22 protein-coding genes are annotated in these 21,978 nt (G+C 34.3%); 19 read left to right on the top strand and 3 right to left on the bottom strand.

Features of this window, described 5'->3' with window-relative positions; all coding sequences use genetic code 11:
- Positions 1 to 9 precede the first annotated feature (9 nt).
- On the bottom strand, positions 10 to 342 hold the full coding sequence (locus tag BM246_RS08780; protein WP_074937279.1) for a T9SS type A sorting domain-containing protein: 333 nt from the start codon (positions 340 to 342) through the stop codon (positions 10 to 12).
- Positions 343 to 538: 196 nt separating this feature from the next.
- On the opposite strand from BM246_RS08780, the gene BM246_RS08775 reads away from it, so the two are divergent.
- Complete coding sequence (locus BM246_RS08775) at positions 539 to 1,219, top strand: response regulator transcription factor (RefSeq protein ID WP_042504700.1); 681 nt, start codon at positions 539 to 541, stop codon at positions 1,217 to 1,219.
- A 6-nt stretch (positions 1,220 to 1,225) separates the two neighbouring features.
- Positions 1,226 to 2,272, top strand: coding sequence for a sensor histidine kinase (locus tag BM246_RS08770; RefSeq protein WP_042497586.1), 1,047 nt, complete (start codon positions 1,226 to 1,228; stop codon positions 2,270 to 2,272).
- On the opposite strand, the gene BM246_RS08765 is transcribed toward BM246_RS08770, so the two are convergent.
- Positions 2,246 to 3,301, bottom strand: coding sequence for a glycosyltransferase (locus BM246_RS08765; RefSeq protein ID WP_074937276.1), 1,056 nt, complete (start codon positions 3,299 to 3,301; stop codon positions 2,246 to 2,248). The two genes, BM246_RS08770 and BM246_RS08765, sit on opposite strands and share 27 nt — an antisense overlap.
- 281 nt (positions 3,302 to 3,582) lie before the next feature.
- On the opposite strand from BM246_RS08765, the gene trmB reads away from it, so the two are divergent.
- The 11 genes from trmB (at position 3,583) to BM246_RS08710 (ending at position 12,261) form a co-directional block, all read left to right on the top strand.
- A complete protein-coding gene (gene trmB, locus BM246_RS08760; protein ID WP_042504701.1) occupies positions 3,583 to 4,257 on the top strand; it encodes a tRNA (guanosine(46)-N7)-methyltransferase TrmB in 675 nt (224 codons plus the stop codon).
- Between the two features lie 2 nt (positions 4,258 to 4,259).
- Positions 4,260 to 4,889 (top strand): LysE family translocator, encoded by a 630-nt coding sequence (locus BM246_RS08755; protein ID WP_042504702.1) that lies wholly within the window; start codon positions 4,260 to 4,262, stop codon positions 4,887 to 4,889.
- Positions 4,890 to 4,891: 2 nt separating this feature from the next.
- Entirely contained in the window at positions 4,892 to 5,221 is a 330-nt protein-coding gene (locus tag BM246_RS08750; RefSeq protein ID WP_074937273.1) for an MGMT family protein, read from the top strand.
- A gap of 442 nt (positions 5,222 to 5,663) precedes the next feature.
- On the top strand, positions 5,664 to 6,812 hold the full coding sequence (egtB, locus tag BM246_RS08745) for an ergothioneine biosynthesis protein EgtB (RefSeq protein ID WP_074937270.1): 1,149 nt from the start codon (positions 5,664 to 5,666) through the stop codon (positions 6,810 to 6,812).
- 1 nt (position 6,813) lies between these two features.
- Positions 6,814 to 7,761: an L-histidine N(alpha)-methyltransferase gene (locus tag BM246_RS08740; protein WP_074937266.1), complete on the top strand. Its 948-nt coding sequence runs from the start codon at positions 6,814 to 6,816 to the stop codon at positions 7,759 to 7,761.
- Positions 7,762 to 7,807: 46 nt separating this feature from the next.
- Complete coding sequence (locus tag BM246_RS08735; protein ID WP_074937263.1) at positions 7,808 to 8,542, top strand: flavodoxin family protein; 735 nt, start codon at positions 7,808 to 7,810, stop codon at positions 8,540 to 8,542.
- Positions 8,543 to 8,610: 68 nt separating this feature from the next.
- The gene (locus tag BM246_RS08730; RefSeq protein ID WP_074937261.1) at positions 8,611 to 9,273 is read left to right on the top strand and encodes an aspartate/glutamate racemase family protein; all 663 of its coding nucleotides are present in this window, start codon (positions 8,611 to 8,613) and stop codon (positions 9,271 to 9,273) included.
- Positions 9,274 to 9,295: 22 nt separating this feature from the next.
- On the top strand, positions 9,296 to 10,144 hold the full coding sequence (locus tag BM246_RS08725; RefSeq protein ID WP_074937257.1) for an SDR family oxidoreductase: 849 nt from the start codon (positions 9,296 to 9,298) through the stop codon (positions 10,142 to 10,144).
- Positions 10,145 to 10,366: 222 nt separating this feature from the next.
- Positions 10,367 to 11,503, top strand: a complete 1,137-nt coding sequence (locus BM246_RS08720; protein ID WP_074937553.1) for an Mrp/NBP35 family ATP-binding protein — start codon at positions 10,367 to 10,369, stop codon at positions 11,501 to 11,503.
- A 3-nt stretch (positions 11,504 to 11,506) separates the two neighbouring features.
- Positions 11,507 to 11,752, top strand: a complete 246-nt coding sequence (locus BM246_RS08715) for a NifU family protein (protein WP_042504706.1) — start codon at positions 11,507 to 11,509, stop codon at positions 11,750 to 11,752.
- 179 nt (positions 11,753 to 11,931) lie between these two features.
- Positions 11,932 to 12,261, top strand: a complete 330-nt coding sequence (locus BM246_RS08710; RefSeq protein ID WP_042504708.1) for a 2Fe-2S iron-sulfur cluster-binding family protein — start codon at positions 11,932 to 11,934, stop codon at positions 12,259 to 12,261.
- Positions 12,262 to 12,736: 475 nt separating this feature from the next.
- Here the strand turns inward: BM246_RS08710 and BM246_RS08705 are convergent, their stop codons facing one another.
- Positions 12,737 to 13,135 carry an SPOR domain-containing protein gene (locus BM246_RS08705; protein ID WP_074937254.1) on the bottom strand — a complete coding sequence of 133 codons (399 nt, stop codon included), beginning with the start codon at positions 13,133 to 13,135 and terminating at the stop codon, positions 12,737 to 12,739.
- Between the two features lie 217 nt (positions 13,136 to 13,352).
- Here BM246_RS08705 and BM246_RS08700 point away from each other — a divergent pair, with 217 nt between their 5' ends.
- From BM246_RS08700 to BM246_RS08675, 6 genes are all read left to right on the top strand, one after another.
- Complete coding sequence (locus tag BM246_RS08700) at positions 13,353 to 14,645, top strand: c-type cytochrome (RefSeq protein ID WP_042497792.1); 1,293 nt, start codon at positions 13,353 to 13,355, stop codon at positions 14,643 to 14,645.
- Positions 14,646 to 14,718: 73 nt separating this feature from the next.
- A complete protein-coding gene (locus BM246_RS08695; protein WP_074937251.1) occupies positions 14,719 to 17,976 on the top strand; it encodes a TAT-variant-translocated molybdopterin oxidoreductase in 3,258 nt (1,085 codons plus the stop codon).
- A gap of 28 nt (positions 17,977 to 18,004) precedes the next feature.
- Positions 18,005 to 19,462, top strand: a complete 1,458-nt coding sequence (gene nrfD, locus BM246_RS08690) for an NrfD/PsrC family molybdoenzyme membrane anchor subunit (protein WP_042504711.1) — start codon at positions 18,005 to 18,007, stop codon at positions 19,460 to 19,462.
- Between the two features lie 3 nt (positions 19,463 to 19,465).
- Positions 19,466 to 19,996, top strand: a complete 531-nt coding sequence (locus BM246_RS08685) for a DUF3341 domain-containing protein (protein WP_042497566.1) — start codon at positions 19,466 to 19,468, stop codon at positions 19,994 to 19,996.
- 8 nt (positions 19,997 to 20,004) lie between these two features.
- On the top strand, positions 20,005 to 20,556 hold the full coding sequence (locus tag BM246_RS08680) for a c-type cytochrome (RefSeq protein WP_074937249.1): 552 nt from the start codon (positions 20,005 to 20,007) through the stop codon (positions 20,554 to 20,556).
- A 22-nt stretch (positions 20,557 to 20,578) separates the two neighbouring features.
- Positions 20,579 to 21,964: a quinol:cytochrome C oxidoreductase gene (locus BM246_RS08675; protein WP_042504715.1), complete on the top strand. Its 1,386-nt coding sequence runs from the start codon at positions 20,579 to 20,581 to the stop codon at positions 21,962 to 21,964.
- Positions 21,965 to 21,978: the final 14 nt, after the last annotated feature.

Raw genomic sequence — 21,978 nt, 5'->3', positions numbered from 1 at the left:
TCAAAAAAATTATTTTACAATCAGTTTTCTAGTTTCACTCACTTGATTTTCGGTAATGTGTAAAATATAAACCCCTTTACTTAGTTTTGAAATATTAAGTGTTTTACCAATAAGTCTGGCAGAAAGTACTTGTTTTCCCAGCACATTAAAAATCTTTACCGTTTTTGTTAAGTTGCTTTTTGATGCTATAGAAACTTCATTATCGTATGCACTTACCGGGTTTGGGTAAATGGTTAAACCTTCGATTTTAGGTGTTGTATTGCTAGAGGTTTGCGCACCCATAGACTGGATGGCAAAAAAAGAAATAATGGTAAAAAAGATTAAAAAGTATTGTTTCTTCATATTTACTCGTTTGTTATTTCAAAGTTAGATGAATACTACAATTTTAATGCCAAAAAATAGTTAACTTTATTATAATTTGTTATAAAGTTTATCAATTTGTTTCGCGATTGTTACCTTAGTGTTATTAATTTTTTAATTTTAATAAAATTATGTTATTAGCTTTATCTTTACTTCAAGAAACAGATTTTCTTTACAAATGAAAAAAAAAGACATTAAAATATTGTTGGTTGATGATGAGCCGGACATTTTAGAAATTGTAGGTTATAATTTATCAAGTGAAGGTTATCAGGTGCTTACAGCCGAAAACGGCGCCGAAGGTGTTAAAATCGCAAAAAAAGAATTACCACAGTTAATAATTCTAGATGTTATGATGCCAGAAATGGATGGTATTGAAGCTTGTGAATTAATTAGAAAGCATCCCGATTTAGCAAATACTATCGTGACTTTTTTAACAGCTCGTGGTGAAGACTATTCTCAAGTAGCAGGATTTGATGCTGGTGCGGACGATTATATTACAAAGCCTATAAAACCAAAAGTTTTAGTGAGTAAAGTAAAAGCGCTTCTTCGTCGTTTTAAGGAAGAAGATGTTGCCGATACCTTGAAAATTGGATCTTTAGTTATTAATAGAGACGAGTATAAAATCACTTCTAAAGGGAAAGAAATTATTTTACCAAGAAAGGAGTTTGAATTACTTTCTTTATTAGCTTCTAAACCTGGAAAAGTTTTTAAACGCGACGAAATATTAGATACCGTTTGGGGTAATGAAGTTGTTGTTGGCGGACGTACTATTGATGTGCACATTAGAAAATTACGTGAAAAACTAGGTGATAAAAGCTTTAAAACTGTAAAAGGTGTAGGTTATAAGTTTGTAGATTAATTTGTAATGAAACAGACTAAATTTAAAAAATCGTATCGATTCGCGAGAGTTACTTCGTTTTATATTACCTTATATATAACGCTCTTATTGGGCGTTTTTTTATTTTACTTCTCTAATATTGAGTTATGGGAAATTCCCGTGCTTGCTATTAGTACCTATGTTTTCTGTTTTATTGTTATTCAATATCGAGTAGAGCGATTTATATATCGGCGTGTTAAAAAAATATACGACGATCTAACTTTACTAGAATCGGCAAAGCTTACCAAAGGTGCTATTACTACCGATATGCACACGCTTACTCAAGAAATAGATAAATTTGCACGCGATAAAAAGTTAGAAATAGAAACTCTTAAAGTTAGAGAACAATACCGAAAGGAGTTTTTGGGAAATGTGTCTCACGAGTTAAAAACGCCATTGTTTACAGTACAAGGTTACATTTTAACCTTACTTGATGGAGCAATGGACAACAAAGAAATTCGCGAAAAATACTTAGAGCGTGCCAGTAAAGGTATTGAACGCTTAAGTTATATTGTGGAAGATTTGGATATGATTACCAAATTGGAAGTTGGAGATTTAAGACTTAAAATAGAAACTTTTAATATTGTAGAGTTGGTAGAAACAATTTTCGATATGCTGGAAATGAAAGCGGCAAAGAAGAAAATTACGTTAACCTTCGATATGAATTATAAAAAGCCAATATTTGTTAAGGCAGATAAAGAGCGCATTCAGCAGGTTTTAATTAACCTTATTGTGAATTCTATTAAATACGGAAGTGAAAAAGGTACTACTGAAATTAGTATCGAAAATTTAATAAAAAACAAAATTATTGTTCGGGTAACCGATAATGGCGAGGGTATTGCATCTGCACATTTACCACGATTGTTCGAGCGTTTTTATAGAGTTGATAAAACAGGTTCTAGAAAAGAAGGCGGTTCTGGGCTTGGACTTTCTATAGTAAAACATATTATTGAGGCACACCAAGAAAAAATATATGTTGAAAGTGAATACAGTGTGGGTAGTGAATTCTCATTCACCCTCGAAAAAGCTGAATAATTTTTTAAAGTCGATTTCAAAATCAAAAGCTTTTAATCCAGCATAACCGGTAATGTTTTCTAGCACTTTTATGTTAAAATCGTCCTGACTACAAGTTGGCACCAAGCGCATATCACTAAGTCGTTCTGCTAAATATTCTTGTTCAAACTGCCCTGGTGTAGGTATAAAAAGTGCTTTTTTATTTAGTTTAGCTAAATCCATTACGGTGGTGTAACCCGATCGAGAAACAATCAATTCGCTTTCATTTATTGTTTTTTCTAGTAATGCCGATGTCATAAAATTATAAATGGTCATGTTGTCCTTTACTTCCTTGGTTTGCTCATTTTCCATTACACCTTTCACAAAAACTACTTGGCCGTTAAAAACTTCCAATTCATTTAAAAGACGTTCTTCTAACATGGTCCGTTGTGGTTCTGGACCAGAGATTAGCACCATAACATCATTTTTAATTTCAGTCTCCTGTTTAGTAAAACGACTTAATGGCCCAATGTAAGTTGTAGGCAGTTCAAAACGTTTTACATGGCCTAGTTTTCCGCTTAAATTAATATCGCCCGGTGTATCGGGAACCCAACAGGCATCAAATTTATTAATAATTTTCTGATGCATTTTAGTGCTTAGCCAAGTCGTGCTACCACTCAAAACGTTTAATTGATGCGTAATAAAAACAGATGGCACTTTTTTACTCCTAACACCCAATCGGTTGTCCGATATAATCCCAGAAATACCCTCAGAATCAACAATGTTTTTAGTCGCTTTTTTTTCAGCCTTAATAGCTTGCATCAATTTAGGCGAATCTTTAATAAGTTTCAGCTTAAAATGCTTTCCGTTTTTAGCGTACGTTACGTTGTATGCAGGTAATTCAATGCATTTTAAATTAGGGAATTCCTTTTTTAACAAAGCCAAAGCTACGCCATCACTAGCAATTATAGGTTCGAAGTTGTTTAAAATTAATGCATTAATAATAGGTATACATCGCGTAGCATGCCCTAAACCCCAATTTAACGGCGCAATTAAAATTCGTTTTTTCATCAATTAAAATTCTAAATAAAAGCTTTTATTATGGCGTTACCACAAGGATCGGGCTTTCCGCTATATCTTTTTTTATGCAACTTTATAAAGTTGGTTTTGTTAAATTACAGACAAACCAAGTGGTTATTGTCGGTTTTTTAAGTTTAATCTAGCAAAAAAAGGATGCCGCATCAATCCCTAACGCACTTTTCGGCAAATTCAAAGGTAAGCATATAAACACTTGGGTATATTTCCGTAATTTTACCAATTCAAAACTAATAATAACAAATAGTTAATATACTGTGGGTAGTAAAAATAAACTGAAACGATTTAGAGAAAACGAAACTTTTTCCAACGTGTTTCAACCATCAAGAGAAGAATTGGTAGAGTCAACTTTTAGTCTAAAGGGAGAATGGCGTTCTAAGGTTTTTAAAAACGATAATCCATTAGTTCTAGAATTAGGCTGTGGAAAAGGAGAATATTCGGTTGCATTAGCACAAAAATATCCAAATAAAAACTTTATAGGTGTCGATATTAAAGGTGCTAGGTTTTGGAGAGGCGCAAAAACAGCTACAGAAGAAAATATACCTAACGTGGCTTTTCTGCGTACGCAAATAGAACTTATCGATCACGCTTTTGCTAATAATGAAGTAGACGAAATTTGGATTACTTTCCCAGATCCACAAATAAAATACAAGCGTACCAAACACCGCATGACTAATGCTGTTTTCTTAGAGCGTTACAAGCAAATTCTAAAACCAGACGGTGTTATGAATTTAAAAACTGATAGCGAATTTATGCACGGTTACACACTTGGTTTATTGCATGGTGCAGGTCACGAAGTGTTGTATGCCAACCATAATGTTTACAAACAAGAAGGTAGCCCAGAAGAGGTAACAAGTATTCAAACCTTTTATGAGTCGCAATACTTAGAGAAAAATAAGGCTATTACCTATATTAAATTTAAAATCAAATAGTTTTGAATATTACATTTATCTTCTTTCTAGGGTTGGTTTTTGCGCTTGTGGGTGTTATTCCGCCAGGATTACTAAACATGACGGCCGCAAAAATTAGTCTAAAAGAAGGTCATGTTCGGGGTATTATGTTTTCTATTGGTGCCTGTGTTGTTGTAATTATTCAAACTTCTATAGCAGCGATTTTTGCGCGTTATTTAAGTAAAAATCACGATGTAATAGATGTGTTACAGCGTGTAGCGTTCGTTATTTTTGTTTTAATTACTATCTATTTCTTGTTTATAGCTAAGTCTGAACCTAAGGAACAGGTAGAACCCAAAATTAGAAGTAAAGGAAGTCGTTTTTTTCAAGGTTTGTTTTTATCCGGTATAAATGTATTCCCGATACCTTACCAAGCTTACATGACTATTACTTTGGCATCTTTTGGGTGGTTAGATTTTAGTCAAACCAGTATTATTTCTTATGTTGCTGGTGCAGCTATGGGTACTTTTGTTACCCTTTACATGTACATTTTCTTTTTTGATAAAATAAAGAGTAAAACATTAACGTCTCAAAAAAATATGAACCGCATTATTGGCAGTATTACTGGTATTATTGCAATAGTAACTTTAATAAATATTATTAGAGAAATATAACTATGAAACCAGAAACACTAAATTTTTTCGATAAAGTTTACCAAGTGGCAAAGCAAATTCCATTTGGCCGTGTTACTAGTTATGGAGCTATTGCCAAATATTTGGGAGCTGCAAGAAGTTCTAGAGTGGTTGGTTATGCCATGAATGGTTCTCACGGAAAAGATGTTCCTGCCCACCGCGTGGTAAATAGAAAAGGTTTACTAACTGGTAAACATCATTTTGACGGAACCAACCTTATGCAACAACTTTTAGAAAGTGAAGGTATAGAGGTTGTCGATAATCAAATTCAAAATTTAGACAAGGTTTATTGGGATCCTTCCGAGCATTTATAAAAGATTACCTCATGCTTTTTATTTTAATATTTAATTACCGTTATTAAATAATAGCTTTCCACAGGCATTCCTTATAATAAGCGATAACCAAGTAAATCTGGTTTTTACGATTTGGAATTGGTTTCATTTTATTCTATTTTTATAGGCAGAGGGTTTTATGGATACGTTTCCATAGGTAAATTACGCTATTAAATTTGTAGTGGTTTCAATTTTGGTTTCTTCAAAGGTTAAGTTTTTGAAGTGCTTGTAGATCAATTGAAAAACTTCAAAACTCAACTTACTCCATCATTTTTTTGGTCTGTTACACATTATGTTTTTAGAGAAAAACTCGGCATAGTTATGCTGTTTCTGTAAGTGTTTGGGTTTTATTGAGACTAGTTATGATAAAAGTTACGTCATTTAACCTCTGTAGAATAATACAAATTTCACGTTAATAAAATTTATGATTATAAACGAAAGGTATCAAAGTATTAGACAGCAAACTATAGATTTTTGCAGTCATTTACATCCAGAAGATTATGCTATTCAGGTCGTTAAATTTGCGAGTCCTGCAAAATGGCACTTGGCCCATACCACTTGGTTTTTCGAAACCTTTATATTAAAAGCAGAACTTGATGGTTATGTTGAGTACGATTCAAACTTCAATTTTTTATTCAATAGCTATTATAATAATGTTGGTAGTCGAGTATTGCAATCTAACCGAGGTAATATGTCTCGCCCAAGTACGAATACTATTTTTGCCTACCGAGATTATGTAGATAAGCATATGTTGGATTTTTTTGAAACCAATCCAAAACAGAAACTATTAGATTTAGTGGATTTAGGTCTAAATCACGAACAGCAACATCAAGAATTACTAATTACCGATGTAAAGTATATGCTTGCACACAATGCATTGTTTCCTGTTTTTAATAAAGATTTTAATTTAGTAAAAGATAAAAACACTGCAGTCGATACTGTAAAAATATCAGCAGATGTTTATAAAATAGGATATCAAGACAGTGGGTTTTGTTATGATAATGAATTAGGTGTGCATAAGGTGTATGTACCCGATTTTGAAATAAATAACTTTTTGGTAACCAATGGAGATTATCTGGCTTTTATGGAAGCTGGTGGTTATTCCGATTTTAATCTTTGGTTAGACGAAGGTTGGGCTTGGGTAAATGCAGAGCAAATTAAAGCACCCATGTATTGGCATCAAATAGATGGAGAATGGCATGTTTATACGCTTTCTGGGTTGCAAAAGGTAGATAAAAATGCTGTTTTAAGCCACATTAACTTTTACGAAGCCAATGCTTATGCTGAGTGGAAAGGTATGCGATTACCAACCGAGTTTGAGTGGGAAGTTGCTGCCCAAAAGTTAGATTGGGGCAAACGTTGGGAGTGGACCAGTAGTGCTTATTTGCCTTACCCAAATTTTGTAAAAGAGAATGGAGCTGTTGGAGAGTACAACGGGAAGTTTATGAGTAATAAAATGGTATTAAGAGGTGCTTCGGTTGCGACATCTCAAAACCATAGTAGAAAGACGTATCGCAATTTTTTTCATCCTTCGGAACGCTGGCAGTTTACCGGAATAAGATTAGTAAAGTAATATGATAGAAGTTTTTAAGAATGAAGTCGATAAAGGATTACAGGCAGATAGTAAAACATTACCATCAAAATATTTTTATGATAAGATAGGCGATGCGCTTTTTGTAGAAATTATGAATCTACCGGAATATTATCTAACCCGATGTGAGTTAGATATTTTCCAGAATAAAACTCAAGAGCTTATTGAAGCCTTTAGCGTTTCAACAGAATCTTATTTTGAGTTGATAGAGTTAGGAGCTGGAGATGGCACAAAAACAAAAGAACTACTTAGGTCTTTAGATGCTCAAAATTATAATTTCGATTATTTTCCTATCGATATTTCTTCCAATGCATTGAATTTATTGGAAAAAGATTTAAAAAATGAGCTTCCAAATTTGTCTGTGCAAATTCAAGAAGGCGATTATTTTAAAGTTTTAGCGTCCTTAAAGGAGAGTAAGAAACCTAAAATAGTATTGTTTTTAGGGTCTAATATTGGTAATATGTCTGATGATATGGCTGCCGATTTCATATATAGCTTGGGGTCTAACTTACAGGCTGGAGATAAACTCTTGTTAGGCGTAGATTTAATAAAGGCGAGACATGTTGTGCTTCCGGCTTATAATGATAGTCAGGGTATCACGGAAAGATTTAACCTTAATTTATTAGATAGAATTAATAATGAATTAGGAGGGGATTTTAACCTTAATCAATTTAAACATCAGCCAGAATATGATGAGCTTGAAGGTGTTGCCAAAAGCTTTATTGTGAGCACAGCTAATCAGACTGTTGAGATTAATGCCACCGGAAAAACCTATAATTTTACTGAAGGAGAAAAAATTCATACTGAAATATCTAGAAAATATAATGATGCGTTAATTGAGAAAATAATCGAGAAAACCGATTTTAATCTTGAAACTAAAATACTAGATAGTAAAGCTTATTTTGCAGATTATATTCTTAGAAGAGATTAAAATATGATGTTTTGAATAATAGAATTTAATAACTAAACCGAAAGCTATGAGCGAGAAAAGATTTAAAGACCTGAAAGCAATTTATGTAAATTGTACATTGAAGAAATCTCCAATGGAGAGTCATACATCTAAACTCATAGAGGTTTCAAAATCTATTATGAAGAGCGAAGGTGTTTCGGTAGAAGATATTAGATTTATTGATCATGATGTAGCTACTGGTGTTTATCCAGATATGAAGGAACATGGATGGGAAAAAGATGAATGGCCTGAGCTATTTAAAAAAATATTTGATGCCGACATTCTTATAGTTGGTACACCTATTTGGTTAGGAGAAAAATCGTCTATTGCTCAAAAATTAATTGAAAGACTGTATGGAATGAGCGGGCAAACAAACGATAAAGGACAATACAGCTTTTATGGGAAAGTTGGCGGATGCATGGTAACAGGTAATGAAGATGGTGTAAAACATTGCGCTATGGGTATATTGTACTCGCTTCAGCATGTTGGGTATTCTATACCGCCACAAGCGGATTGTGGCTGGATTGGAGAAGTTGGGCCTGGCCCTAGCTATGGCGATACGGAATGGCAGGGTAAAAAGTTGGAAAAGCCATTAGGTTTCGATTCAGATTTTACTAATCGAAATACTACATTTATGACCTATAATTTATTGCATTTAGCGTCCATGTTAAAAAAACAAGGTGGATACCCTAGTTATGGAAATTCTAGAGAAGACTGGGACGATGGAACAAGATGGAATTTTGATAATCCTGAATACCGTTAAAAACTAGTTCGTTAAATCTATGTTTTTCAGAAGAAAACTAATTTTAATTCTTTTTAAATAAACTTAATGTGGATAGTGTGAAACTTGCTGTTTTAGGTCTTGGAAGCCAAACGACCACTTTTTATATTAGTGAGTTGAATAGGCTATATAATGAAAAACATGGCGGTTATAGTACATGTCCGTTAATTATGTGGAATGCGAATTTCGATGCTATAAATTCACTTTTACCAAATATCTCAGAGGAACTAAATGTGCTAACTCAAGATTGTATTAACGAAATAGAAAAATTAGATATATCACATGTTTTGGTTCCTAATATCACTTTGCACGAAAGTATAGATCAAATAGAGGTTCAGAAAGATATTTTGCATCCGGTCTATTTAACGGTTGCAAAAATTAAATCGCTAAATCTTTCAAAAATTGTTTTAATGGCTTCGGAATACACCATGAATTCAGTATATATTCGTTCTGTGTTCACCGCAAATGGAATAGAAATAGAAATTCCTTCGGAAGAAGATCGAGTTCAAATTGATACATTTCGAAAACAAGTTTATGCTAAACAAGAAAGCCAAGCAGGCATAGTCAGTTTTCAGAAAATCATCGAAAAATATACAATTAAAAATACCGTTTTGTTGGCTTGTACTGAATTGTCTATTTTTAAACCGAAGAATAATACACGCTTTTTAGATATGGTGGAAATTCAAATAAGAGAAGCAATAAGCCTTGTGTAAAATTTTAAAATATAATATTAATATGAAAATAGCAGTAACTTCAGCAAACGGAAAATTAGGCTCTACCATTGTAGAAAATCTAATAGAACTGGTGGGAAAAGAGCATGTTATAGGAATTGCGCGTTCACCAGAAAAAGCAAAACACCTTGGCATTGAAATACGAAAAGGCGACTATAATAGTCGTGAAGAATTTGATGCCGCATTGCAAGGTATAGATGTTGTTATGTTGCTTTCGGGAATGGATGAGCCTGATAAAAGAATTCAACAGCACCGCAATGTTATAGATGCTGCCGTTAGTAATGGTGTTAAAAAAATAGTATATACTAGCATTGTTGGCGATGAAAAAAATACGGCTTTTAGCCCTGTAGTGCAGAGTAACAGACAGACAGAAAAGGATGTACAGAACTCAGGTCTTGATTACGCTATTGGTAGAAACGGTATTTATATTGAGCCCGATTTAGAATATTTAGATACTTACATTGAAGAAGGTGAAATTAGAAATTGCGCTGGCGATGGTAAATGTGCTTATACGAGTAGAGCAGAGTTGGGGTTTGCCTATTCTAAAATGTTGATAGAAGATAAGCATAACGGGAAAATCTATAATCTAGTTGGTCATGCTATTTCACAGAGTGAGTTGGCAGACTATATAAATCTAGTTTTTAATACTAAACTGAAGTTTACTCCAGTGTCGGTAGCGGCTTATTTGTATGAAAGAAAAACGGCATTGGGTGATTTTCTTGGAACCGTAATTGCTGGAATATACGAAGGAATAAAAAATGGATCGAATAATGTGCTTTCAGATTTTGAATTGGCAGCTGGTCGACCACATAAATCTGTTGAAGATATTATGAGGGTTTACAAGGAAGAGTAACCACCGAGAGCGTTTTCTTTTATTAAAATTGTTAGATTTCAACCTAAAAAAGGTTGTTTTTAATGCGTTTTAGTATAAATAGCTATTTTCAATTATAACATAAGTAAAACTTCTAACTTAGGTATTAAGACTTCCATCGATATTATTTATCTTTGTAAATTATAATTATTCTCAATTAAGCGGTGGTCAAATATGCTGGCTGCCAATATTATTACACAAGCAATGAAATTAAATAAACAAGATATATTAAAAGCGCTTGAAACTATTACTGTTCCTGGCGAAGGGCAAAATATGGTTGAAAGTGGTGCTGTAAAAAATGTAATAACTTTTGGAGACGAAGTTATTGTAGATATCACAATTAACAACCCAAGTTTACAAGCAAAAAAACGTACAGAAGTAGATGTATTAAAAACAATACACGAGCAAGTTTACGAAAAAGCAAAAATTACAGTTAATGTAAAAGTTGATGCGCCTGCTAAACCAAAGACTAATGTAATTAAGGGGAAACCGGTTGCCGGAATTCAAAATATAGTTGCAATAGCATCGGGTAAAGGTGGTGTAGGGAAATCTACGGTAACTGCTAATTTAGCCGTTACTTTAGCTAAAATGGGCTTTAATGTTGGTATTTTAGATGCAGATATTTACGGGCCGTCTATTCCAATTATGTTCGATGTGGCTGATGCAAAACCTTTGGCCGTAAACATTGAGGGTAAATCTAAAATGAAGCCTGTTGAAAACTATGGTGTTAAAGTATTATCTATTGGCTTTTTTACGCAACCAGATCAAGCTGTTGTTTGGCGTGGACCTATGGCGGCAAAAGCACTTAATCAAATGATTTTTGATGCACATTGGGGTGAGTTAGATTTCTTACTATTAGATTTGCCTCCGGGAACGGGAGATATTCACTTAAGTTTAATGCAATCGCTACCTATTACAGGAGCTGTTGTTGTTAGTACACCACAAAACGTGGCTTTGGCCGATGCTAAAAAGGGTGTAGCTATGTTTCAACAAGAAAGCATTAATGTGCCTGTTTTAGGTATTATTGAAAATATGGCGTACTTTACTCCAGCAGAATTGCCAGATCATAAATATTTTATCTTCGGAAAAGAAGGTGCTAAAAACTTGGCAGAAGATTTAAAAGTGCCATTTTTAGGAGAAATTCCGTTAGTACAGAGTATTCGTGAAGCAGGTGATGTTGGTCGTCCAGCAGCTATGCAAAAAGGAACACCTTTAGAGCAAGCTTTTGAAAAATTAACGCAAAATGTAGTGCAAGAGGTTGTTAGAAGAAATGACGATTTACCACCTACAGAAGCAATTAAAATTACAACAATGGCTGGATGTTCTGCCGTAAAAAAATAAGATATGACCAGCGAAGAAGTAAGATTGAATGTTGAAAAAGCATTAGAAGAAATTCGTCCGTTTTTACAAAGTGATGGCGGGGATATTTCGTTATTATCTATTGAAGATAACGATACATTAGTAAAAGTACAATTACAAGGAGCCTGTGTTGGGTGTTCAGTAAATCAAATGACATTGAAATCGGGTGTTGAAATGACTATTAAAAAGTATGCACCACAAATTGAAAAGGTTGTTAATATTGAAATTTAATAGGTTAATATCAGTATAATTTATAAATAAAGAATCTTCAATTTGAAATAAATGAAGATTCTTTATTTTTTTATAAAGGTTTCTATTTTCTGTTAGAAAAGTATTAAAATTAAAGCGACAAAACTTAAATTTGTGGCACGACTTATGACGTATCACTAATTGAATTACAAAACAGTACTATGCAAGACATAAATATTAAAATTACCGATAGAGATGGTGTAAAACACGAAATTGTTGCCCCTACAGATATGGCAATGAATTTAATGGAAGTTGTTCGTTCTTACGAGTTGGCTCCAGAAGGAACTATAGGTATTTGTGGAGGTATGGCTATGTGTGCATCATGCCAATGTTATGTGACTAGTGATACAGAATTACCGGAGATGGGAGATGATGAAGAGGCGATGCTGTCTGAAGCTTTTGATGTTAAAGAAAATAGTCGTTTAGGTTGTCAAATTCAAATGACGCCGGAAATGGAAGGTCTTGAAGTAGAACTAGCTCCAGAAAGCTAGTATTTGGCACTGTTGTGCTTTAGTTTTTTTTAAAATATTACATACAGCATTCCTAATAAAGGAAAGTTAACCAAATTTGAAGTTTAATTTCTTGTTGGGTTTGTTTTTTCCTTATTAGGAATGTTTTTTTATGTTCTAATACTTAGGTCTCTAATGTGATTGCCTCGCTGTAATTTCTTAATTAAGAAATGGTTTCAGCTTATAAAAGAAGTCGCGTTTGAAAATTATTCAATTTAGAGAAACTTCACTTATTTCTATAATAAACTGTAAACAAAACGTTTCCCTTGCGTCTTAATCTCCAAAGAAGTTATTCATAGTTTTAATTTAGAAAAACGTTATCTCTAAAATTTGTTGAGTTTAGAGATAGCAATTTTGAATTATAAAGTAATGATTAGAAAATAGATCAAATAAAAAAAGTTGTCATATTCGTTAAAATAGACAACTTAGTTTATGGGGTTAAAAAGCAGAAATTGCTTTAGTTTTTTTCTTTCTTCGGCTTAAAAATGAAAGCACTAGGGAATTTTTTCTTAATTTTTTTAAGTGCGCGATCGGCTTCTAAACGTGTGGTGAAATTACCAGCCCAAATTTTAAAATTTGGTGTTTCATATTCTATAGATGGATTCCACTCAGAGAACGATTGGTTAAAATCTGCTTTTGCATTTTGAGCGGCAGAACGATTTCCAGAATAGATTTGGATTTTATAACGATCGGAATCATGCTCGTTTTTATTCATTTCCTTTTTTAAATCTAGTAAAACGGCTATGTTTTGATCTTGATTTAAAGAAACATGGCCTTCTTGCGAAAAACTTATTGTTGATGTTAACAATAGAGTTAATACGGGTAACAAAGTTAATTTTGTTTTCAATGAGTTCATTTTCAAATTATTTTGTGCAAAGATATACGATGCAATTAAATTATCAGTTCTTTTATTTATTTAGAATCTCTCTAAATTACCAATTATACCTACGCTATCATTTCTAAAATCGACTTTTAATATTACTTTTGCGAGAGATTTTTTTAACTGTATTTTTTTTCAATTATTAGTAATGAAAAAATCATACCAAAGTTTAGAAGTTAATTTAACCAACAATATGAGACAGGTGATTCACCGTATATTAAGTAAAAACACTCTTAGTTTCAGCTTAATTATTTTATTAGCGTTTACATCAGTCCTTTCTGCACAGGAAGGCGATCCAGCAAAAGGAAAATCTTTATTCAATGCCAATTGTGCGGCTTGTCATCAATTAGACAAGAAAATGACCGGGCCGGCTTTACGTAATGTAGAGACGCGTTTGTCTGACGAGCAAGGCTTAGATCGTGATTGGATTCACGCTTGGGTACGTAATAGTTCAGGACTTATTAAATCTGGCGATTCTTATGCCAATAAGGTTTACAATGAGTACGGTGGTGCTGCCATGACAGCTTTTCCTCAGTTATCTGATGATGATATTAGCAATATTTTAGCATACACTGCTGAAGAAAAGAAAGCGCCAGTTGCACCTGCAGGTGGAGCGGTTGTTGCTCAAACGTCTGAAACGTCAGGAGGGATTTCAAACGAAATTATTTTAGGAGCCTTAGCAATCTTGTTTATGCTTCTAGCTGCCGGATTGTATTTAGTGAATAAAACACTACGCCGTTTTGCAACAGCTCAAAATATAGAATTGCCTGAAGATTCAAAAAGAACTCCAATTTGGAAAGCATTTGTGCAAAACCAATTTTTAGTAATGGTTCTTACAATATTCTTTTTACTGTCGAGTGCATATTTTGTTTACGGGTATTTATCTCAAATTGGGGTAGATCAAGGTTACCAACCAGTACAGCCAATTCACTTTTCGCATAAAATACATGCCGGTGATAATGGGATAGATTGTAAATACTGTCACTCTTCTGCAAGAGTTAGTAAAACATCTGGTGTGCCTTCATTAAATGTTTGTATGAACTGTCATAAATCTATTTATGAATACAATGGCGAAACATCTCCAGAATACTCTAAAGATTTCTACGATGGTGAAATTAAAAAATTATATGCTGCTGCGGGATGGGATGATGCCGAGCAAAAATATACAGGTGAGTCTAGTCCGGTAAAATGGGTTCGTATTCACAACTTGCCAGATTTCGCTTACTTTAACCACTCGCAACACGTAACTGTTGCAGGAGTAGAGTGTCAAACATGTCACGGTCCTGTACAAGAAATGGAAGTTGTTTATCAACATGCTCCATTAACAATGGGATGGTGTATTAACTGTCACAGAGAAACTGATGTTAACGTAAAAGATAATGCTTACTATACTAAAATTCATGATGAATTATCTAAAAAGTATGGTGTAGATCAGTTAACAGCGGCTCAAATGGGTGGGTTAGAATGTGGTAAGTGTCACTACTAAAAAAAATAGTTTTTCTTTTCTGTGAAAGCAGAGAGCTTTTAAAAATTAATAAGAAGTAATTCAATTATATAATATGTCATCAAACAAGAAATACTGGAAAAGTGTTGAAGAGCTAAACGAAAATAGCTCTATTGTTGAGACGCTTAAACAAAACGAGTTTGTAGCTGAGATTCCTACCGATGAATTTTTAGGAGATAAAGATACATTAGAAGAAAGCTCTACAACGCGTCGCGATTTCTTAAAGTATGTTGGGTTTAGTACCGCTGCAGCATCTTTAGCTGCTTGTGAGGGTCCTGTTAAAAAAGCGATTCCTTATGTAGTACAACCAACAGAAATTATTCCTGGTGTTGCTAACTATTACGCAACTACTATAGCGAATGGTTTTGATTTTGCTAGTGTTTTAGTGAAAACCCGTGAAGGTCGTCCAATTAAAATTCAGAACAATGTGATGGCAGCTACCAATGGTAGTGCTAACGCTAGAGTTAATGCTTCTGTATTAGGATTGTATGATAGTTTAAGAGTTCAAGGTCCAAAAAAGGCTGGAGATTCTATTACTTGGGATACTTTTGATAGTGAAACAACTAAGAAATTAACGGATTTAGCAGCAGCAAACAAGAGTATTGTGTTATTAACACAAACTTTTGCAAGTCCTTCTACTGATAAGTTAATTACTGAATTTAAAAATAAATATGGTAATGTAAGCCATGTGGTTTACGATGCTATATCAGAGTCTGCTGCTCTTGATGCTTACCAAGCTAAATATGGTGAGCGCGGCTTAGCAAACTATGATTTCTCTAAAGCGATGACAATCGTTTCTATAGGAGCTGATTTCTTAGGAGATTGGCAAGGTGGTGGTTTCGATTCAGGATATGCGAAAAACAAAGTGCCTAACCATGGTAAAATGTCTCGTCATATTCAGTTTGAATCGAATATGTCTCTTACTGGTGCAAATGCAGATAAGCGTGTGCCATTAACACCATCAGAACAGAAAATAGCTTTAGCTAAATTATATAGCTATGTTGTAAATGGTTCTGTTTCTGGAACATTATCGCCTAAAGTTGATGAAGCTGTTAAAAATGCAGCATCTCAAATTAAAAAAGCAGGAAGTAATGCAGTTGTAGTTACTGGTATTCAAGATGTGAATGCTCAAACTATTGTTTTAGAAATAAATGAAGCATTACAAAGTAAAGCGTTCGATCCTAGTACTCCAATAAAGACTAGGCAAGGTAGCGATAAAGCAGTGACTAAATTAGTTGCGGATATGAAAGCTGGAAAAGTAGCTGCGGTTATCATGAGCGGTGTTAATCCGGTTTATAGCTTAGCAAACGCTTCAGACTTTTCAGAAGGATTAAAGAATGTTGAATTGTCAATCGCTTTTTCTTTAAAAGAAGATGAGACTTCAACTCAAACGGAATATATTGCAGCAGCACCACATTATTTAGAATCTTGGGGTGATGTTGAAATCAAAAAAGGTCATTATTCTCTAATGCAACCTACTATCCGCCCATTATTTGATACGCGTCAGTTTCAAGATGCATTATTAAAATGGACAGGTAATGAAGATACTTTTCACGATTATATTAAGAACAATTGGAATTCTAGCGTATTAGGGGGGAATTCATTCAATCAAGCATTACACGATGGTGTTTATGTTTATGGTTCTTCAATTGGTGGATTAAATACTGGTTCAACGAAAACAGTAACAACATCAACTACAGAATTAAAAGATAAGAAAGACCGAACTTTAGTGGGGGGACTTCTTCACGATGTTGCTGTAGGTGTTGGTATTAAGAAAGAAGATGAAGATGAGTTTACTACGAGCACATCGACTTCAACTATAAGTGCTAGTAATGCAGTTAACGGAGCTTCTGTTATAGGAGGTGTTGCTGCTGCTAAAGCTTTAGTGGCTTCTGCTGCTTCAAACGGATTAGAATTATCATTATATACCAAAGTAGGTATGGGAGATGGGCAACAAGCCAATAACCCATGGTTACAAGAGTTTCCAGATCCAATTACTAGAACATCTTGGGATAACTATTTAACGGTTTCTAAAGCTGATGCAGAAGCATTAGGTTTAATGAACAAGCACGTTGCAAACGGTGCATTAAATGGTAGTTATGCAAATGTTACCGTAAATGGTGTTAGTTTAACTATACCTGTTTTAATACAACCAGGACAAGCTAAAGGTTCTGTTGGATTATCTTTTGGTTACGGTAAAACAAAAGGATTAAAAGAAGAGATGCAAACAGGTGTAAATGCCTTTGCTTTCTACCATAACTTTAATACAGTACAGAACGTAACTGTTGAGGCGGCAGCTGGTGAGCATGAATTTGCTTCAGTACAATTGCATAATACCTTAATGGGGCGTGGGGATATCATTAAAGAAACATCTTTAGAAATATTCAATACTAAAGATAAGCAAGAGTGGAACCCTATGGCTATGGTTTCTTTAAATCATAAAGAAACTCCAGTTACAGATCCTAGTGTTGACTTATGGGATGAGTTTGATCGTTCTATTGGACATCACTTTAACTTATCTATAGACTTAAATTCTTGTACAGGTTGTGGGGCATGTGTTATAGCTTGTCACGCTGAAAATAATGTACCAGTAGTTGGTAAGTCTGAAGTTCGTAGAAGTCGCGATATGCACTGGTTACGTATTGATAGATACTATTCTTCGGAAGAGTCTTTCGATGGTGATAACGAAAAGAAAGAAAATATTTCTGGTTTAGGAAGCTCATTAAGCGAGTTTGGTGAAATGGAGCATGCTTCAGAGAATCCTCAAGTAGCTTTCCAACCAATCATGTGTCAACATTGTAACCACGCACCTTGTGAAACAGTATGTCCTGTGGCAGCAACATCGCACGGTCGTCAAGGTCAAAACCACATGGCTTATAACCGTTGTGTAGGTACAAGATATTGTGCTAACAACTGTCCTTATAAAGTACGTCGTTTTAACTGGTTCTTATATAATGGAAACGATGAGTTCGATTATCATATGAATGATGATTTAGGACGTATGGTATTAAATCCAGATGTTGTAGTACGTTCTCGTGGTGTTATGGAAAAATGTTCTATGTGTATTCAAATGACACAAAAAACTATTCTTGATGCTAAACGTGATGGACGTGTTATTAAAGATGGTGAGTTCCAAACAGCATGTTCTGCGGCTTGTAGCAGTGGTGCAATGGTATTTGGAGATATCAACGATAAAGAAAGTCAAGTTGCAAAACTTAAAGAAGATAACCGTATGTATCACCTGTTAGAACACGTGGGAACAAAACCTAACGTACAGTATCAAACAAAAGTGAGAAATACAACAGAAGCATAAATCTAATTAAAGAATCAATTATATAATTATGGCGTCTCATTACGAAGCACCTATTAGAAGACCTTTAGTTACAGGCGAAAAATCATACCACGACGTTACTGTGGATGTGGCCAAACCTGTAGAAGGAAAAGCGAATAAGCAATGGTGGATAGTTTTTTCTATAGCATTAGCAGCTTTCCTTTGGGGTATAGGATGTATTATTTATACCATTTCAACAGGTATTGGAACTTGGGGTTTGAACAAAACTGTAGGTTGGGCTTGGGATATTACTAACTTCGTTTGGTGGGTTGGTATTGGTCACGCAGGAACACTTATTTCTGCGGTACTATTATTATTCCGTCAAAAATGGAGAATGGCTATTAACCGTTCTGCGGAAGCCATGACAATTTTCTCTGTTGTTCAAGCTGGTTTATTCCCTGTAATTCACATGGGTCGTCCATGGTTAGGATATTGGGTGTTACCTATACCGAATCAATTTGGTTCATTATGGGTTAACTTTAACTCTCCGTTACTTTGGGATGTATTTGCAATCTCAACGTATTTATCAGTATCATTAGTATTCTGGTGGACAGGTTTACTTCCTGATTTCGCTATGCTAAGAGATCGCGCTGTAAAGCCTTTTCAAAAGAAAATTTATGCATTATTAAGTTTCGGTTGGTCTGGTAGAGCTAAAGATTGGCAGCGTTTTGAAGAAGTATCTTTGGTACTTGCAGGTTTAGCAACACCATTAGTACTTTCTGTACATACTATTGTATCTTTTGATTTTGCGACATCGGTAATACCAGGATGGCATACTACCATTTTTCCTCCATACTTTGTTGCTGGTGCGGTATTCTCTGGATTTGCTATGGTAAATACACTTCTTATTATTATGAGAAAGGTATGTAACCTTGAAGATTATATTACAGTACAACACATCGAATTAATGAATATTGTAATTATGATTACGGGTTCTATCGTTGGTGTAGCATATATTACTGAGTTATTTATTGCATGGTACTCTGGTGTAGAGTACGAACAATACGCGTTCTTAAACAGAGCAACTGGACCTTACTGGTGGGCATATTGGGCAATGATGTCTTGTAACGTATTCTCTCCACAGTTTATGTGGTTTAAAAAGCTTAGAACAAGTATTATGTTCTCTTTCTTTATATCTATTGTTGTAAACATAGGAATGTGGTTCGAACGTTTTGTAATTATCGTAACATCGTTACATAGAGATTACTTACCTTCATCATGGACAATGTTCTCTCCTACATTTGTTGATATTGGAATATTTGTTGGAACTATTGGATTCTTCTTTGTATTATTCTTATTATATTCAAGAACATTCCCGGTAATTGCACAAGCAGAGGTTAAAACTATTTTGAAATCTTCTGGTGAACGTTACAAGAATATCAGAGAAAGAGGTGATAGTTTAGCAGGTACAGGAGCAGACGCAAGAACGACTGTAGATAAAGTAACTAACAAAAAAAACGAAGCGTAGATAATGGAAGCATCTAAAGTAATTCACGCTATTTATACGGATGATGACGTTTTAATGTCGGCTGTTAAAAAGGTTAAGGCAGAACGATTTCATATCGAAGAAATATATACACCATTTCCAGTTCACGGACTAGACAAAGCGATGGGTTTAGCACCTACTCGTATTGCTATTACGGCGTTCATTTATGGTTTAATAGGTTTAACTGTAGCAACTGTTATGATGAATTTCATAATGATTGAAGACTGGCCTCAAAACATAGGTGGTAAACCTAGTTTTAGCTACATTGAAAACATGCCTGCTTTCGTTCCAATTATGTTCGAACTTACGGTATTTTTCTCAGCTCACTTAATGGTACTTACCTTTTACCTAAGAAGTAGAATGTGGCCATTTAAAAATGCTGAAAATCCAGATCCAAGAACAACTGATGATCATTTCTTAATGGAAATTGCTGTTGATGGAAACGAAAAACAGCTAGAAGAGTTATTAGCAGGAACAGGAGCCGTAGAAATTAATTTAGTTGATAAAGCACATTAATTTATAGTATGAAAAGCTTAATTAAAATATTAGTAATTGCAGTTGTTTTAGTAGCTGTTTCTTGTAAAAAAGATACAGCACCTAACTACCAGTTTATGCCTAACATGTATGAGTCTGCTGGTTATGAAACTTACGGTGAAGCAGCTTTCAAAGATGGAGTAGAGGCTCAAATACCTGCTAAAGGTTCTGTAGCAAGAGGTCATGTGCCTTTTGATATTGAAAACTCTACTGCAGGATATGAATTAGCAAAGGCCACTTTAATGAGTCCGCTTAGCGCTGATGATATTGATACTGAAAGAGGAAAAGAGTTATACAATATTTACTGTGGAATCTGTCACGGGACTAAAGGTAACGGACAAGGAAACTTAGTAAAGCGTGAAAAGATCTTGGGTATTCCAAGTTACGATGACGTTGGTAGAGCTATTACCGCTGGAAGTATTTATCATACTATTTACTATGGTAAGAATGCTATGGGATCGTATGCTAACCAAATAAACGAAGAAGAACGCTGGCAAGTTGTTAGTTATGTTTTAACGTTGAAGGCAGATTTAGAAAAGTAAGATTGATAAGATTATTATAGATATGTACACATTTTCAAATAAATTAAAGACATTCTCTTTCATTCTAATGCTTTTAGGAGCAATAGGCGTTGGTTATGGTTTTTTTACATCTCATTTATCTTTTGAAGAGGTTGAAACCTTACTTGCAGAAGAAGCGCATCACGGTGGTGGTCATGGTGAAGATGTAGCTCATGCAGCACCGGCTCATGATGCACATGCAAAAGAAAACGCTCACGGCGATACAGCTCATGCTAAATCTGGAGAACATCACGTAGATGCTCATAAGGAGCATGTGGAACATGTACAACATCAAATAGCGAATAGACCATGGTCTGCTTTATATGTTGCGGCATTTTTCTTTATGATGATAGCTTTAGGTGTTTTAGCATTTTATGCTATTCAGATTGCTGCACAAGCAGGATGGTCACCAGTATTATTTAGAGTCATGGAAGGCATTACCGCTTACTTATTACCAGGTGCATTAATTGTTCTTGCAATTGCTGTAGCTTCTGGTACTATAGGTCATTATAATATCTTTATGTGGATGAATCCTGAGGTTACTAACCCAGAAAGTCATCACTATGATAAATTAATTGATGGTAAATCAGGCTGGTTAAATATTGGTTGGTTTGCTGTAAGAGGTTTAGTTTTTATTGCAGGATGGAGTTTATACCGTCACTTTGCACGTAAGTTTTCAATTGCACAAGATACAGCTGAAGATAACAGTAACTTTAAAAAGTCTTTCCGTATTTCTGCGGCATTCTTAGTATTCTTTATTTATTCAGAATCTATTATGTCCTGGGATTGGATTATGAGTGTAGATCCACACTGGTTCTCTACTTTATTTGGATGGTATGTTTTCGCAAGTATGTTTGTAAGTGGAATTACAGTAATTGCTTTAGTTACTATTTACTTAAAGTCTAAAAATTATTTAGAGTTTGTTAATGAAAACCATTTGCATGATGTAGCTAAGTTTATGTTTGCAATTAGTATTTTCTGGACATACTTATGGTTCTCACAGTTCATGCTTATATGGTACTCTAATATACCAGAAGAGGTAACTTACTTCGTAACACGTTTCCAAGATTATCAATTACCTTTCTTAGGAATGGTTGTTATGAACTTTGTATTCCCTCTTTTATTATTAATGAACGCTGAATACAAACGTATTCCTTGGTTTGTGGTAATGGCTGGATTGGTTATTTTATTCGGACATTACGTAGATATTTTTAACATGATCATGCCAGCAACCGTTGGAGATAGATGGTTTATTGGAATTCCTGAAATAGCTTCTGTTTTACTTTTCGCAGGCTTATTCATATTTGTAGTGTTCACCGCTTTAACAAAAGCACCACTATTAGTAAAAGGTTATCCTTTTAGAAAAGAAAGTGAAGATTTTCATTATTAATTAAGATATAAATA

The organism is Algibacter lectus (assembly GCF_900112395.1).
In the GTDB taxonomy this organism is placed as follows: Bacteria; Bacteroidota; Bacteroidia; order Flavobacteriales; family Flavobacteriaceae; genus Algibacter; species Algibacter lectus.
This window is presented reverse-complemented; position numbering and strand designations above follow the sequence as displayed.